We start from the raw sequence: 14,835 nt of genomic DNA, 5'->3' as shown, positions 1-14,835 counted from the left end.
GGACGCTACGTCCTAGGGAAACTACGTAAAAACAATGAGGTTCGTTGCCTTGGGTCGCAAGTTCAGTATCATAAGCATGTTTGCCTTTGTTGCCCTATTCGCTTGCCGCGAAACTCCTATCCCCAAAGAGAGGCCTACATTTTCGGAAGTAGGGGTCCTCGGACTCAAAGACCGTAAATTAGAAGAGATTAACCCATTCCCTCTCGAAGGCATTTGGCATGCTTTTCCTGGAAAGTTAGCAGAAACAGAAGAAGACTTTTTGGCTCTCGAAAAAGAAGTGCCGATACCACTGAAAATCCCAGGGTATTGGATCGACCAAAACCTTCCTCCTCATGGTTGTGTGACCTACCGACTCAAATTGGATGTGGACCTCCCAGGCAATTTGATGATCTATCTTAAAGAGGCATCTTCCGCCTATCGCCTGTATGCCTATAGTAAGGAAAGAGGTCTCGTAGAATTAGGTGGATCAGGTACTTTGTCTCTAACAAAAGAAGGATCCATCGGTTATTACGGCGAGTCTGCCAGAAGTTTCCGTGTTTTTCCGAGTTCCGCCTTATATCTCGTCGTTTCCAATCACTTGTATTCTAGAGGAGGGCCTTATTACAGCCCTATATTAGGAAGCCCAGAACTAACTCTTGTTTTTTTAAGGACCAAGGAGAGAAAGAAATTCTTTTTCTTAGGAGTCTTTTTTTTGCTTTCTCTTTACCATCTCGTTCTCTACCTACATCGGCGCAGAGATATGTTCACACTGTTTTATGCAATCATGTGCTTTATGTGGTTTCTGCGCATCGCTTTGTTTGAACGTGTAACGCGAGATTGGTTTATGCCATCAGACTTTATGGAGATGCTGCAAATTCGTTTGGAGTATTTGACTTTCATCCTATTGCAAATTTTTGCGGTTAACTTTTTTTATCATTTCTTTTCCCCACATTTCAAACCGAGGACACGCAATATTCTTATCGTTCCTCTTGTTTTGATTTTACTTGTGACACTGTTTTCTCCTTATTCAGTTTACACAAAATTTTTATATATCACTCAAGTTTATATGATGGTTTTATTGGTGACGTCATATCGGGGGATCTATCGTATCATTCGAAACAGAGACACACGACACACCGGGATTGTATTTCTTTTGGGAACTACCGTTATCCTTGCGACAACCGTATATGATTCATTAGTCTTTCTCTATCGCTGGGAACTTCCCTTCCTGACTGAATTTGCATTTACCTTCTATTCTATCTGTTTGGCCTATGAAATAGCCAATCGAAATTCGTACGCCTGGGAGACGGCCGAATACCTCACTACAAATTTAAGAAATGAAGTCGATTGGAAGACGATTGAGTTGAGAAAGGAGAAAGAAAAAGCAGAAAAGGCAAGCGAGATGAAGGATAAGTTTATCTCAATTGTTTCCCATGATATCCGTTCTCCACTCTTTGGAATTTCATCGGTTGTAAATCTTTTAACAGAGTCACCTCCAAGCCTTAGTCCTGACAAAACAAAACAAGTACTAAACGATGCGTCCATTGGCTTAAAAAACCTTCTTTCCATGGTGGAGGATTTGATCCAATACTCACGCTTTCAGAATGCTACAATCTTTCCTGACTACCAATTGTTTGATTTCAATCTTGTTTTTGAGAGCCTAAAAGAAAAGGCAAAGAGTTTACTTGATACAAAGAACCTGCGCTTACAAATGGATATCCCAGACTCAGCCGTTGCGATTGGTGATCCTCATCTAATCCAACACTTACTTTGGAATTTCCTTACCAATGCAATAAAGTTCAGCCACCCAGGCTCTTCTATAGAAATCCGCGCAAAAGAAATCAACCAACACTGGAATCTGAGCATCATCGACCAAGGTATCGGATTTCCTGAAGATTGGGCGGAACGAATCTTTGAAGAAGGATTCGTCTATGTCAGAAAAGGGACTGCAGATGAGTTCGGAGCAGGGGTTGGCCTTGCCTTTTGTAAAGAAGTGAGTGATCGACATGGTGGTTTACTCGTTGCTCATTCTTTGGAAGGAAAAGGTAGTCATTTTACCTTTATGTTACCAAATTACGATCGAGTTGTACTCGTGTTAGATGACAATCCAGGCTATCGTAGCCAAGTTAGAAAGATATTGAAAAATTTACCAGTTGTGATTTGGGAGGAAGAATACGCAGACCATGCTTTACAATCTATCCCTAAACTTCGGCCCGATCTGGTAATTGTTGATTTTTCCATGCCAGAAAAAGATGGATTAACATTTTTAACAGAGCTTTATGCCAACCCTGATATGGTAGAGATCAAATCTTTAATGCTCTCTAGTTCTCAAAATGACCCAAAGACAGGAAAAAAATTAGAAGAAGATCTTTTAAAAATCGGAGGAGATTCATTTTTGAAAAAAACTGTCTCTGATGAGAGATTGTTTTTGGAGATCAAGAGACTCCTCGGATTTCTTTAGATTAGCATTTGTTCTTTGGCTCTACCAATCAACTCAGCTACCGTTTTTGCATTGAAGCGGTCTTTTAGGCGGCCCACATGGTATTCAACTGTTCGTTTTGATAAGCCGATGTCATCACCGATCTCTTGGTAAGTTTTACCTTGGCCCAATAGGGAAAGTATTTGTTTTTCTTTTTTGTTGGCCACTTTACCATCTTGGGTCTTTCGGTTGAAGGATAATTTTAGATTTTTAGAATATACCGTTTTCCCTTGCGCAATCTCATCCAAATTTTTTGTGAGACTAGACAGATCATCTGATTTGAGTAGATAACCATCTACACCAGCTTCAATGGCAGAATGAACTACGGTTTGTTCATCTAGCATGGTTAATGTGACAACTTTAAGATTTGGGAAAGACTTTTTCCAATCCTTCACCATATTCAAAACATTTTCCCCAGGCACTCGTAGATCGAGTAACATAAAATCAGGGTTTTTATCTTTTAGCAAGGGTTCAATTTGAGAGGCATGTTCTGCTTCGCCTACAACCTCGAAATCATTGGAAGAATTTACTACGTGTTTCACACCAACTCGTGTGACTGCATGGTCCTCTACCAAAATTACTGTTTTTTTCTGTGTCATTCCAGTTCCCTCTAGCCCCTTTCAGCCTTGCCAGATACGTACATTGACGTAGTATCACAGGCATTCATAGTACTTCTACGATTTTTTCTGCGGAACTGCCACAAAATGTACAGAAATAGCTGCCTTCCTATGTTTGGTTTTTCTCTTGCCAAAAGGAGAAATCATAACATGGTTCTCTAGGTAGCCAGGAGTTTGAATGAATCCTAAAGTAGAGAGCCTTAAACAAATCTATCTCTTCCGTACCTTAAACCAGGATGAATTGTTGCATATTGCAGAAAAAGTCACCGAAGTCCACCTTCCCCCCAGAAATGTTCTCTATGACATAGGAGAGGAAGCCCAGTCCATGTTCATCGTGAAGTATGGAACCCTCCAGATTTCCACTGCGACCAACCAAGGAGATGATGTGAACTTGGTGACATTGGGGCAGGGGGATCATTTCGGAGAATTGCCTTTTTTTGATGGCGAAAAACGCTCCGCAAAGGTAGAAGCGAAAGAAAATTCAGAACTCTATGAGCTCCGCTACCAAGATCTCCTAGAAATGTTCCAAAAAAACCAAACCATGGAGACCAAATTCTACAAAGAAGTCACACACTACTACATCAAACGCCTACGCAAATTGACCCACGATTTGACCTATGCGCGTGAACTTAGAAAACGATTTGCCTAACTTTCGCTTCCGAGTGCACTATGTTTGATCGGAACGACTGAGCTTATGGAAAAAAACCCCTCCTTTTTCCGATTCTTATGAATCTGGCTAAGGAATAGGCTCAGTTGGCCGATAATTGCTTTAGGCAGGGAGAAGGAATGCATGGTGGACCCCGAAATCCTAACCGAGAAGATCGTTACCCAAAATAAGACCTTTCTCGTGGATTTAAAGAAAAACCAAGCTGGCTTTTACCTGAAGGTGTCGGAGTGGTCGAACAGTAAGAAGTCCTCGATTTTTCTTCCTGCTGAAGGAATCGATCGAATGATCGAAATCTTGTATAAATTCAAAAGCCAAATATCCGATAATGATATTACCAAGGACCCGGTTTAGAGCCATTTAGGAGTGAGTTTCATGGGGAAAATAGGAATGACCAAACTAATGTTAGGCCTCTTCCTTTCGATAGGTTTGTTGTATGCACAGGCGGAAGGTCCTGGCGGTCAACAAGCGGCAGCGAACGATGAGGATAGTCCACTCAGAAAAATCATTTTAGATGATTTTGAAGAGTCTGAAGATTGGAGAGTCAAATCGACAACTCCGCTTGGAGAAACGAGAACGCTTAAACTCGTTCAAAGAGGACTAATCAAAGACGTTTTTGATGAAAAAACCGTGCCAGACAATGGCGGGGATAAAATCGAAAAGAACCATATATTGGGTGTGAAAACATTTTTTTCCACAAAAGGTTTTGATCGAGTGGAACTTTATCCTCCACATGAATATATCATCAAAGGAAAAGTAAGACAAATCTCTGTTTGGGTGTTGGGTAGAAAATACCGACATACACTCTTTGCAAAATTTCGTGATTACAAAGACAATACTCACAATGTTAGAATGGGTAAATTGGATTTTTTTGGTTGGAGAAAATTAACCGCAACCATTCCAGGATACATCCCACAAAGCACTCGTTTTGCGCTTTTGGACAAAAACTTACATTTTGTCTCCCTTTTTGTAACTTCAGATACTCATGAAGTTGCGGGTGAATTCTACTTTTATGTAGATGACCTTCAAGTGCGTGCAGATCGTTCAGAATCCAAATACCCTGGATCTGAGATCAAGGACAATTGGTAAAAGGAGAAATAGGCATCCATTATGGAAAATAAAAAACTTACAATCCTTGCAATCGGAACCCTTATCTCTATCTCACTTTTGGGATTTGCGCAGGCGCAATACCGAGTGGATAGTGGGGTTCAAACAGCGAACGGAAATGACATCGCTGCTATGGAACTCAAAGCCATCACCATCGAGTCTTGGGACAACCCTCCAGCAGCCGCACCATACGGTTGGGAAGTGTCTACTGACAAAGACGGTGTCAACAAAGACGGAACAGGCGACATGAAGTTCGATGAGAACAATAAATATAGCCCTGTGTTGAATGACCCAGTGAAGTCTCCTTTGGTGATGCGAGAAGTGAAGCTCGTTCCTGGTAAACCGACTGACGTGAAAAACGTAGATCCAGGTAGTGCGAAAGTTTTAGGTGTGAAATTTCAATTTACTTACCCTGGCTATAATGTTGTGACAATCCGTCCTCCTAAAATTCCAGAATATGAGATCACTCGACCAAGGCCCTATATCGATGACAACAACCAAAAGAAATTCGACAAGATCTACGGTATCGAAACTCCAGGAAACGTAAAAGCAGTTTCGATTTGGGTTTTGGGCAGAGGAAACGAATACGAGTTAGAAGGCTGGTTAGAGGATTATAATGGCAATAGCCATATCTTCCAATTTGGCTCTTTGGACTTCGTTGGTTGGAGACCTCTCCAAGTGAACATCCCTCCAGGGATTCCACAAGAAGCAGGTGCCTTCCCTGCCACACGTAACCTTGTGTTCAAACAGTTTAAGGTACGTTCTACACCGAAGACCGGAAGTGAGACAGTATACCTTTTCTTTGACGAGCTAAGAGTTTTGGCTGATACCTTTGAAGTCCACTTCGATGGAGCCAACCTAGATTTCGATGAAGAAGATTGTAAAAACAAAATTAAGTTGGAACAAATGCTCCAAAAATCTGGTGCCATCTCCACAGGTGCGAAGGTTCGCGACTGCGGTGGCCAACAAGGCAAATAAAACCACGGTTCACTCCTAAAACCGTACAAAACCCGGTCAATTGGCCGGGTTTTTTGTACTTTACAAGAACACGTAATCACAGGATTTTAGCACTAGGACTGTTCTTTTTGCGGATTCATCGCTAAATTTACCGTAACAACGTTTGGAACATTGACAACCCTTCATAGGAAATTCGAAGAGGGAGATTCTTCTCATGCCCGAGACTATTACCGAAGATAAATCGAATCAAACAGCTGACCAAGATAAGCTGACAGCACTTTTTAATGAGGAAATTTATGTAAGAGCTGACGCCAGCTCAGTACACGCCTCCAAATTTAAGATCTATGACGATATCATAGAAGCTTACAAAGCGGAAGGAAAGCTCAATCTCGCAAAACAAAAGATTGAGGATCATTTTAAGGAGCACCCAGAATCTATTTCAGCAAAGTACATGCTGATGATTCTTTCCTTTATGGAAGACCCCTTAGGTGATGCCAACCTTGCAAAGAATATTTTAGACAGCTTCAAAGCTCATGGCAAATGGGCGATCATAGAATACATCACAGATTCTATTTTGCGCTTTGGAGATTTAATCCTCGCCTTGCGCGTGAAAGCTGAGGCACTTGATAAGCTCAAAAAAAATAAAGAGTTAAAAGTAGTATTAGAAAAGCTCGCAACAAAGGACAAAAAGAATCCTGATATTGCAAAAAAATACGCTCTCACCATTATGGAAGAAGATCGTGGTAAAGCGATCTCTTACCTCAAACATGCTGCCGAGATATTTGCTAAGAACAAAGACTACCAGCCAATGGAAGAGATCTGGGCGATACTTGTTCAGAACAATTATGAAGACATTACCTTCTTTGATAAGATTGAGAGGATCCTTCTAGGCAACCGTGAGAAAACCCGTCTAGTCGGACTTCTGTATCCATTGGTTGAGCCCTATAAGGCCATGGAAGATTGGGATCGTGTTATTTACTTTCTCAAAAAGATTTTGGAGCATGAGCCAGGCTCGCAAAAAGCAAGGAACGAATTGATCCGTGCTTACAAACAAAAATATGTAAACCACTCGCTCTTAGAAGATTTTCTAAAGATGAGTGAGCTAGGCAACAACCGTAAACCTGTTAAAGTTTGTATAACCAATTTCGAAAGAAATATCGTTTTTGATACTGGAAACTATGTAATGCATAGAAACTGGGGTGTCGGAAAGATAACTTCCATTTCCCAGACTGGGGATTCCATTTTTGTAGATTTCGAAGAAAAGAAAAACCATAAACTATCTATTCAAATGGCGATTACTTCTTTGAAACCATTGAAGAAAGATCATATCTGGGTGCACAACTATGAAAACAAAGAAGAAGTTAAGGCACTTTTTAATGACAACCTGTCTGAATTTTTAAAGGAGCTCTTACGCTCGTATGACAACCGTATGATGGTTGCCGACATGAAGACCGAATTGATCGGCACTTTCTTAAAAGCGGATGAATGGTCAAAATGGTGGACCAAGGTAAAAACTGTTCTTAAAAAAGAAGCAAATATTGGAATGAACCCAAAGAAGAAGGATGAGGTGGTTTTACATGAAAAACCAATCACTCATGCCGAAACTTTGATGCAAAAGTTCCAAGCTCTCACTGACCACTCCAAAAAACTTGAGATCGCTATGGAAGCTTCGAGAGATGGTGAGGAAACTGCGGAATCTGCTGACTTTTTCATATCATATTACGTGGATGAGGAAAATGCAAAGGATCCTATCCGAAAACTTTCCGCATATCTTTTCTTAAACGAAGCAGCTAAGTCATGGCCTTCTGAAGAGTTTACTCACCAAATCCGCGAGACAGAGCTTCAATCTTTGGTTCAATCCTTCACCAAGGAGGAAGCACTTAAGATTTCTAAATCTTTGGATAACACGGATATCAAAAAAGGATTTAAAGATCTTATTAGAAAGTACCATCCGAAAGCAATTGAGATTTTGATTGGGCTTCTATTTGAAGTGCCAGTGAAGGTAAACAGATCTGTTTTCCAAAACTTGGTATCTGAAGAGAAATACATAGAACTCAATCAATTTGTTGAGAGTGTATTGAATCGATCAAAAGAACACCCGGAAGTATTCCTCTGGGTAGCTAAATCCATTCTCTCACATACTTGGAAATTCGACTGGCTTAAAGTTTCTGAAGAAGACCTCGTATTACGTGTGTTCCGAATCTTAAAACCTTTGGCGAAAATCGAAGAAAAAGGTACCAAGCTAAAAAACCAAGCAATGGATATTTTGTTTGGAAAGGACAATACTCTCCTTAGAGAGACACTCGAGAAGGGAGATGACGAATACGTTCGTAAGCTATATGCTCTTTTTAGAGAAGTACCATATGTGACCGATTTAGAAAAGGATCAATTGCACCAACTCATCCAAGAAGTGAAGCCAAACATCGTTTGGGATGAGTATGAAGGTGAGGAGGAAGGCGAGGAAGATCCATTGTCGAGCCTACCTGCAGATGTAGTACTTGTGACTCGTCGAGCATTCAATGCAAAGAAACTTGAATTTGAACATCTATTGAATGTAGAGATGGTAGAGAACTCTCGAGATATCGGTGAGGCGCAAGAGAAAGGTGACCTTCGAGAAAATGCTGAATACAAAGCGGCGATGGAAAAACAAGTTCAATTGCAAGCTGCGATCAAGAAGTTGGAAGCTGAGCTCAAGAGTGCACGTATCCTGGATTTGAGTGAAGTCAAGACAGAACGAGTTTCTATCGGAACTTCTGTTAAACTGAAAAACAAACAAACTGGGGAAATCATCACTTACTCCATCTTAGGTGCTTGGGATGCAGATACGGAAAAAAATATCATTTCTTACCAATCACCTCTCGGAAAGTCCTTACTTGGAAAATACGTAGGCAATGAAGCTACCCTAACTTTTGGAAGTACGGAAACCGTTTATGAGGTCTTAGAGATTTCTCGCTACTCAATGAGTGGGCAAGAGGTTTGAGTATCTAACTTCCAGCCTTTAGTAGCGATCACATCGATAAATGGCAATGATACGTTGCCAGCATAATCAAAGGCCCTAACTTCCAAAAGAAGGTAGGGTCTTTCTTTATATAGTGACTTTGGTAGACTCACGCGAATCGCGGTACGGTCTGGGTCATATTCATAGGGGTAGGCTTGCCCATCCAGAAGTAGTTCTACATTTGTTTTGAAGCCGGTTCCACTATCTCCGAGGACATAAAATCTATCCTCAAAACACTGCTCTCTGATTTCAGGTAATTCTATATGCCTTGCCAGTGAGGTCATCGGGAGAACATAGGGTGGAGATTTGTCCTCTAGTACCATAATATAGCCTAACTTAGCTAGCTGGAATTGAAACCCGGAAGCTTTTCTCTTTTGTTTGAAATAAGAAAAGTTTTTGATCGATTCATCCCAGAAGAAAAGTGCGTCTTTGCTACTTGAGCCTTGCGTTGGTAAAAACTCACCCGAAGCCTCTCCTTTCCACGATAAGTGGTTCGTTGTGATCCTATAGATTTTACTTCTAAGGATTAGATCTTTTGGTATTTTAAATGGAATCTGATCTAAGTTTTCATACTCTTCTATCTCTACGGTCCCACTCCCAGATGTCTGGACTGAACTTATATCAAAGCTTAGGACTTTATCTTTTGAAAGAAATTTCTTTTGTGTGATCTGGCTTAGGCTAGGTTTTGGTGCTCCGTTTATTTCGTGCAGAATGGAAAATGAAAGGACAGATCGATTGCCTGCCGCATCGAATAAAGCTGCCTCTATTTCTAATTTGGAACCAGGTTTATAGCTACTCAGTTGGATAGAATAAGCCTCAGGGGCAGGCATCTTTTTTTGGTCGTACAAATGGTAAAAATAAACTGGTGGCGATAAGGAAGAACGATTAACATCATAGAATTGGTGTTTTTCAATTTCGCCACTCGCACTTAAAAAATCAAATTTGCGGGAGAATATTTCTTTGCCATCAATGGACAGATCCATACCATACACATTGTTTTTGTTTCTAGATCGAATGATATCATAACCACCGATTCTCAACTTTAAATTTCCAGATAGAGACAAACTCTCTACTAAACGATCATCAGTATCGTACAGTTTGTATTTTCCTTTTTGGATTTCTTTTGCGTTGAGGAGAATTGGTTTTGCGATTTGATCCCCCTCGATTAAAAAAGAAAGTATGGTTGGAGGAGTCACATCACCTTTTTGGTATGCAGGGAAGGAAAGTGGGTTGATGCGGAACTTTTCCGAATGAAATTCTAGATGAAGGTGTGAAATCCCTGAGCCTGATTCTCCTGTTTTTCCAATGGGATCGCCTTTCTTTGCAGAAAACATTCCCGTAGGTAATTTAATCTTAAAGCCTTCCTTTTCACCCATAAAAAGTAAAGCCTTCCTTAAGTTCTCGAGATCAGGCAACTTACCAGCAAATGAGTGTAAGTGGGCATACTTTGATTTAACTCGGTAATTTGGATTGTAAATGTTTAACGATAAGCCATATCCCACTTTTGAATAAAAAATCTCATCTACATATCCATCAAACGTTGCTAAGATGCTATGACCATTTAAGCCATAGGATTTAAAATCAGAACCTAAATGCAAATTGTGGTTTCGAATTTCAGCGAAGGTTCCAGAGACTGGGGAATGGTAAGGCAAAGGGAGACCTACTTTGTCCTTAGGTATGGGAGAAGGGATGTCCTCGCTGAAAAGTGGTACCGAGCCGAGGTAGAAACAAAATAAGAAAAATGGAAAAAACATAGAAAATGTTTTCATTTCAAATGAAAAGCTTCAAGCAGGAACTAGCTCTCGTCAAACCCGATTCCCTTGACATACGGAGCGATCTAGTCAGTATGGGTGCTGGATTCTCTGAATGAAACTCCTTCTCTCCCTAATCCTTTTCTCATCAGTTTCCTGTAGCCTCTTCCAGAGAGAACCCGGCCGCCCACCTAAAATCAAAGGCGTGCCTATCCCTGACAATGCTCGGATACTCTATGTGCAAAATGTGAGAAACAATACCTATGGAGCAGGGCTTCACACACGCTTGACCCAGATGATCCAAGAGGAAATCGATCGGAGGGGGCGTTTCCTCAGCACTCGGGACAAAACAAAGGCTACCTACCGTCTCTACGCTGAGATTGTCCATTACCAAAAAGTGGGAGATCTGATGGATTTGGCTGACCAACACCTTTCCTCTGAACTATTTATGGTGACCCGTTTGGAACTTGTAGAAGCAAACTCAGGTAGAAAACTTGCCTTAGAGAGAAACGAGGTCCCAGGGAGAGCTCATTTTTCTACCCAACTTGGCTACAGAGAATCCGAAGAAGAAGCCCAAAACCGATTGCTCAGGGTAACGGCATTGAGGATTGCAGAGGAATCAGAAAGAGCCTGGTACTACTCATTGGCTGGTGAAGTCGATTGAATGAAATTGATTAAAATTTTGGAGGATTCCTTTGGCACTCGAACATAACGAAACAGAAGACACAAAGGCTGAGATGACAGTCTTTGAGCAGTATCTCAAAGAAAAAGGTCTCAAGATTACGAACCAAAGGCTATTGGTGGCCGAGAAAATTTTTTCCACTCATAACCATTTCACCGCCGAAGGTTTGTTATATGAGCTAAAAGATAGCAAAGACAAAATTTCTAAGGCCACAATTTATCGCATCCTCTCCATTATGGTGGAAGCAGGTCTTTTGGAAGAGCATGATTTTGGCAAAGATTATAAATACTATGAGCACATCATAGGCCACAAACACCATGACCACATTATTTGTGTTCAGTGTGGTCGCATTGTCGAGTTCATTGATGAACAAATCGAAGACCTACAAAAAAATGCTGCTGAAAAGAATGGGTTTAAGATCACCGGCCACCACCTCAATATCTATGGTGTTTGCCAAAATGTTGATACTTGCGAATACAATAAGAAATAGTGAGTCTTAGGTTTCAAGTATTGGGCAATGACCCGACGAGTTTTGCGAGACTAGGAAAGCTAAGTCTTGGAAATGTTGAAGTCGAGACACCAGTCTTTATGCCTGTGGGAACGAGAGGTTCTATAAAGTCGCTGGATTCAGATGACATACGAGAAATCGGATACAAACTGATCCTTGGCAATACCTACCATCTCTACCTCAAGCCTGGAACAGAAGTTCTTGATCATTTTGGTGGATTAAAACCTTTCATGTCCTATTCCGAAGCTCTGCTTACGGATTCTGGTGGATTTCAAGTCTTTTCACTTGCGAGTCTGTTTCGATTTGAAGAAGACGGAGTTCGTTTTCAGTCGCATGTTGATGGCAGTTACCATAAATTCACTCCAGAATCAGTCATAGACATCCAAAGGTCTATTCGATCAGATATCATGATGGTTTTGGATGATTGTGCACCTTACGGAAGTTCGACGGAAAGATTGGAGTTGGCCCTCGATAGAACCCATCGTTGGGCAAAAAACTCTATAGAGTATTGGCAAAAAGACCCACAAAATCAAAATTTGTTTTGTATCGTCCAAGGGGGAACGGAAGAAAGCCTGCGCTTGAAAAGTTTAACCGAACTACAGGCTATGGACTTCCCAGGCATTGCCATTGGCGGGCTTTCTGTTGGGGAGCCAAGAAAAGAATTCCAAAAAACCATCCAATTCCTCGCACCTCACATGGCTGTAAATAAGCCACATTATCTCATGGGTGTAGGGACTGTGCCTGATATCCTTGAGTCAGTTAAACAAGGGATTGACATGTTTGATTGTGTCTTGCCCACACGAAACGCACGCAATGGCCAAGTCTTTACAAGCAGAGGCAAAATCAACCTCAGAAACGAAAGCCATAGGCTCTCAACGGCTCCAATTGATCCAAACTGTAAATGTAAGGTCTGCCAAACCTATAGTTTAGGATACATAAGGCACTTACATAAAGTAAAGGAATTGACCGCCTTTAGTCTCTCCACCTATCACAATTTATATTTTATGTACCAGTTTATGGCAGAGCTCAGAGCCTCCCTTTCAGCCAACGAATTCCCTCAATTTTATGCTCACTGGAAAAAATTGTATGGGGTATAAAAATATTCAGTTGACGTTTCTGTTTTTTTTGAATGTGATTGTACCGTCATTTCTACACGAAGTGTAGATTCGCTGAGGAGTCTCTGGACACACATGGAAATCACTAGAAGGGAAAAAGATAAAATCGTAGTCCTCGATATCAACGGGGAGATCGACCTTTACAACGCTCCTGAAATTAAGGATGTTATTGCCAAATTGATCGAAGAGCAAAAGTACTGCATCGTGATCAACCTAGAGAAAGTTTCTTATATTGACTCCTCTGGGATCGGAGCTCTAATTTCCAGCCTTTCCAATCTTAAAAAGTACCAAGGTGGCTTAAAAATCATCAATGTAGCTGGCTCGGTAAGAAAGGTGTTTGAGCTTACTAAATTAACCTCATTTTTTGAAATCTTCGACAGCGAAGACGAAGCAACAGCTGCGTTCAAATAGAAAAGAGAGCCTCGAGCTTTCTTTTCTCCCTACCCCCAACATACGCAAGGAGATCATTATGTTACCTTTGATTAGGAAACAATCAGCAATCATTGGCTTGGCTTTTTTGCTACCAATGCTATGGAACTGCGGGCAAGAGTTGCCCTTAAAGGAACTGGCTTTGGCAAAATCCCAAGTGGAAAGAGCCGAAGGTTTAAAAGCGGAAGAGTATTCCCCTGACGAATTCCAAGAGGCAAAGAAAAGTCTACAAGCGGCCAATGATTTTGCAGCGGAAGAAAAAGCATCAGATTCCAAAAAGAGCGCTGACTACGCGATTTCGAAAGCTTATGATGCCCTCGAAAAGACTTTACCAAAACTAACTGCCAAATCCCGTGAAGAGGCGATCGCTCAGTTAGATGCCGCAGATGAAGCCAATGCACAAGAAACATCTGCCGAGGACTTCAAAAAAGCGCAATCTCTGAAAGAGGCGGGTGAGGCAAAATTGAGCCAAGCTGATTCCTCTTTGGCAGCGTACTTAAAAGAAGAAGACGACGAAAAGAAAAAGGAAGAAAAGCGCTTATTGGCTCTGAATGAGTATGAAGAGGCCTACCGCTTATTTGAAGAATCCAAAGTAGCCGGCAAACAAGCAAAAGCTGTTGCTATGGAACGATCTGATATGATACGCAAATCTGCCGAGGAAGTTGACCAAAGTTTGGAAAAAGCATCTCGCTATTCAAACGGCCAAAACCCCTCTATCGAAGAAGAACGAGCGCGCATTCGTTCCGCATATGCTGACATTGAAGCAGGCAAGTTAAAGTCTGCCGAAGAAAAGATCAAAACAGCAAGAGCGGCAGCACCGGGTCTTTTGGCTAGTTCAGTTAAGGACCAAGCGAAGGCAAGAAATGGGCAAGCAAGAGATGTTGTAGAGGACGCAAACAGCCGTTTTGCGGAGCTAAAATCTGATGCGCTTACAAAATCACCCAACACTAAGGATGCCTACGCAAGTGCTCAGGAAAATCTGGGAGCTGCCAATGAATCCTTAGCAAGTTCATCCAATTCCTTAGAACAAGAAAAGTATGAAGATTCCATTGCCCAGTCCGAAGAAGCCATTCGTTTGGCAGAAATCTCGATCGACCAAGTTGAAGGCATCAAATCATCCAATCCAAAGATGTTCCGAACTCGTGAAGCAACAAATGTAGAAGGAACAGAGACAAAACCAAAAGAAGACAAGGTAGCCAAAGAAGAAACAAAAGCAAGCGACGAAGAGACCGGAGATGATGCTGGCTCACGCATTCGAGACCTTGGAAACGGTTGGAAAGAGTATACTGTTGGAAAAACAAACCCAGCGGAGTGCCTTTGGAGAATCGCAAAGAAACCAGAAGTCTACGAAAACTCAAAGCTTTGGAAACGTATCTTCCAAGCGAACCGAGACAAAATTAAGGACAAGGATTTGATCTATCCAAAACAGAAGTTAAAGATTCCTCCTAAAACTGGAAAGATCGGAAAGGCACCTACGAAATAGATTCCTTTTTTGAATCAAAGGAAGAAGCTGTCCCTAGGGGCGGCTTTTTTTTTGCCTAGAGGATGT

13 protein-coding genes are annotated in these 14,835 nt (G+C 41.4%); 11 read left to right on the top strand and 2 right to left on the bottom strand.

What is annotated here, in order from left to right:
• Window positions 1-34: 34 nt before the first annotated feature.
• Window positions 35-2,440, top strand: a complete 2,406-nt coding sequence (locus DI060_RS06380) for a hybrid sensor histidine kinase/response regulator (RefSeq protein WP_108974891.1) — start codon at window positions 35-37, stop codon at window positions 2,438-2,440.
• Here the strand turns inward: DI060_RS06380 and DI060_RS06375 are convergent.
• Window positions 2,437-3,057, bottom strand: coding sequence for a response regulator (locus tag DI060_RS06375; protein ID WP_108974889.1), 621 nt, complete (start codon window positions 3,055-3,057; stop codon window positions 2,437-2,439). The genes DI060_RS06380 and DI060_RS06375 overlap by 4 nt on opposite strands.
• Window positions 3,058-3,253: 196 nt before the next feature.
• Between DI060_RS06375 and DI060_RS06370 the strand changes: the two genes are divergently transcribed.
• From DI060_RS06370 to greA, 5 genes are all read left to right on the top strand, one after another.
• On the top strand, window positions 3,254-3,724 hold the full coding sequence (locus DI060_RS06370; protein WP_108974887.1) for a cyclic nucleotide-binding domain-containing protein: 471 nt from the start codon (window positions 3,254-3,256) through the stop codon (window positions 3,722-3,724).
• Between the two features lie 144 nt (window positions 3,725-3,868).
• Complete coding sequence (locus tag DI060_RS06365; RefSeq protein WP_108975683.1) at window positions 3,869-4,093, top strand: DNA-binding protein; 225 nt, start codon at window positions 3,869-3,871, stop codon at window positions 4,091-4,093.
• Between the two features lie 21 nt (window positions 4,094-4,114).
• A complete protein-coding gene (gene flaA2, locus DI060_RS06360; RefSeq protein WP_108974885.1) occupies window positions 4,115-4,828 on the top strand; it encodes a flagellar filament outer layer protein FlaA2 in 714 nt (237 codons plus the stop codon).
• 21 nt (window positions 4,829-4,849) lie between these two features.
• The gene (gene flaA1 / locus DI060_RS06355) at window positions 4,850-5,824 is read left to right on the top strand and encodes a flagellar filament outer layer protein FlaA1 (protein WP_108974883.1); all 975 of its coding nucleotides are present in this window, start codon (window positions 4,850-4,852) and stop codon (window positions 5,822-5,824) included.
• Window positions 5,825-6,017: 193 nt separating this feature from the next.
• Window positions 6,018-8,783 carry a transcription elongation factor GreA gene (gene greA / locus DI060_RS06350; RefSeq protein WP_108974881.1) on the top strand — a complete coding sequence of 922 codons (2,766 nt, stop codon included), beginning with the start codon at window positions 6,018-6,020 and terminating at the stop codon, window positions 8,781-8,783.
• Here the strand turns inward: greA and DI060_RS06345 are convergent.
• Window positions 8,756-10,570 (bottom strand): M23 family metallopeptidase, encoded by a 1,815-nt coding sequence (locus tag DI060_RS06345; protein ID WP_108974879.1) that lies wholly within the window; start codon window positions 10,568-10,570, stop codon window positions 8,756-8,758. The genes greA and DI060_RS06345 overlap by 28 nt on opposite strands.
• Before the next feature lie 97 nt (window positions 10,571-10,667).
• Here DI060_RS06345 and DI060_RS06340 point away from each other — a divergent pair, with 97 nt between their 5' ends.
• The 5 genes from DI060_RS06340 (at window position 10,668) to DI060_RS06320 (ending at window position 14,769) form a co-directional block, all read left to right on the top strand.
• The gene (locus DI060_RS06340; RefSeq protein ID WP_108974877.1) at window positions 10,668-11,216 is read left to right on the top strand and encodes an LPS assembly lipoprotein LptE; all 549 of its coding nucleotides are present in this window, start codon (window positions 10,668-10,670) and stop codon (window positions 11,214-11,216) included.
• Window positions 11,217-11,289: 73 nt separating this feature from the next.
• Window positions 11,290-11,724 (top strand): Fur family transcriptional regulator, encoded by a 435-nt coding sequence (locus DI060_RS06335; RefSeq protein ID WP_108975681.1) that lies wholly within the window; start codon window positions 11,290-11,292, stop codon window positions 11,722-11,724.
• The gene (tgt, locus tag DI060_RS06330) at window positions 11,724-12,839 is read left to right on the top strand and encodes a tRNA guanosine(34) transglycosylase Tgt (protein ID WP_108974875.1); all 1,116 of its coding nucleotides are present in this window, start codon (window positions 11,724-11,726) and stop codon (window positions 12,837-12,839) included. The genes DI060_RS06335 and tgt overlap by 1 nt, the downstream gene beginning before the upstream one ends.
• Window positions 12,840-12,932: 93 nt before the next feature.
• Entirely contained in the window at window positions 12,933-13,268 is a 336-nt protein-coding gene (locus DI060_RS06325; protein ID WP_108974873.1) for an STAS domain-containing protein, read from the top strand.
• Between the two features lie 67 nt (window positions 13,269-13,335).
• A complete protein-coding gene (locus DI060_RS06320; protein ID WP_439956900.1) occupies window positions 13,336-14,769 on the top strand; it encodes a lipoprotein LipL71 in 1,434 nt (477 codons plus the stop codon).
• The last annotated feature ends 66 nt before the right edge of the window (window positions 14,770-14,835 follow it).

This window comes from Leptospira ryugenii, assembly GCF_003114855.1.
Classification (GTDB): Bacteria; Spirochaetota; Leptospiria; order Leptospirales; family Leptospiraceae; genus Leptospira_A; species Leptospira_A ryugenii.
The sequence above is the reverse complement of the archived record's forward strand: the minus strand, read 5'-3'. Positions and strand labels throughout refer to the sequence as shown.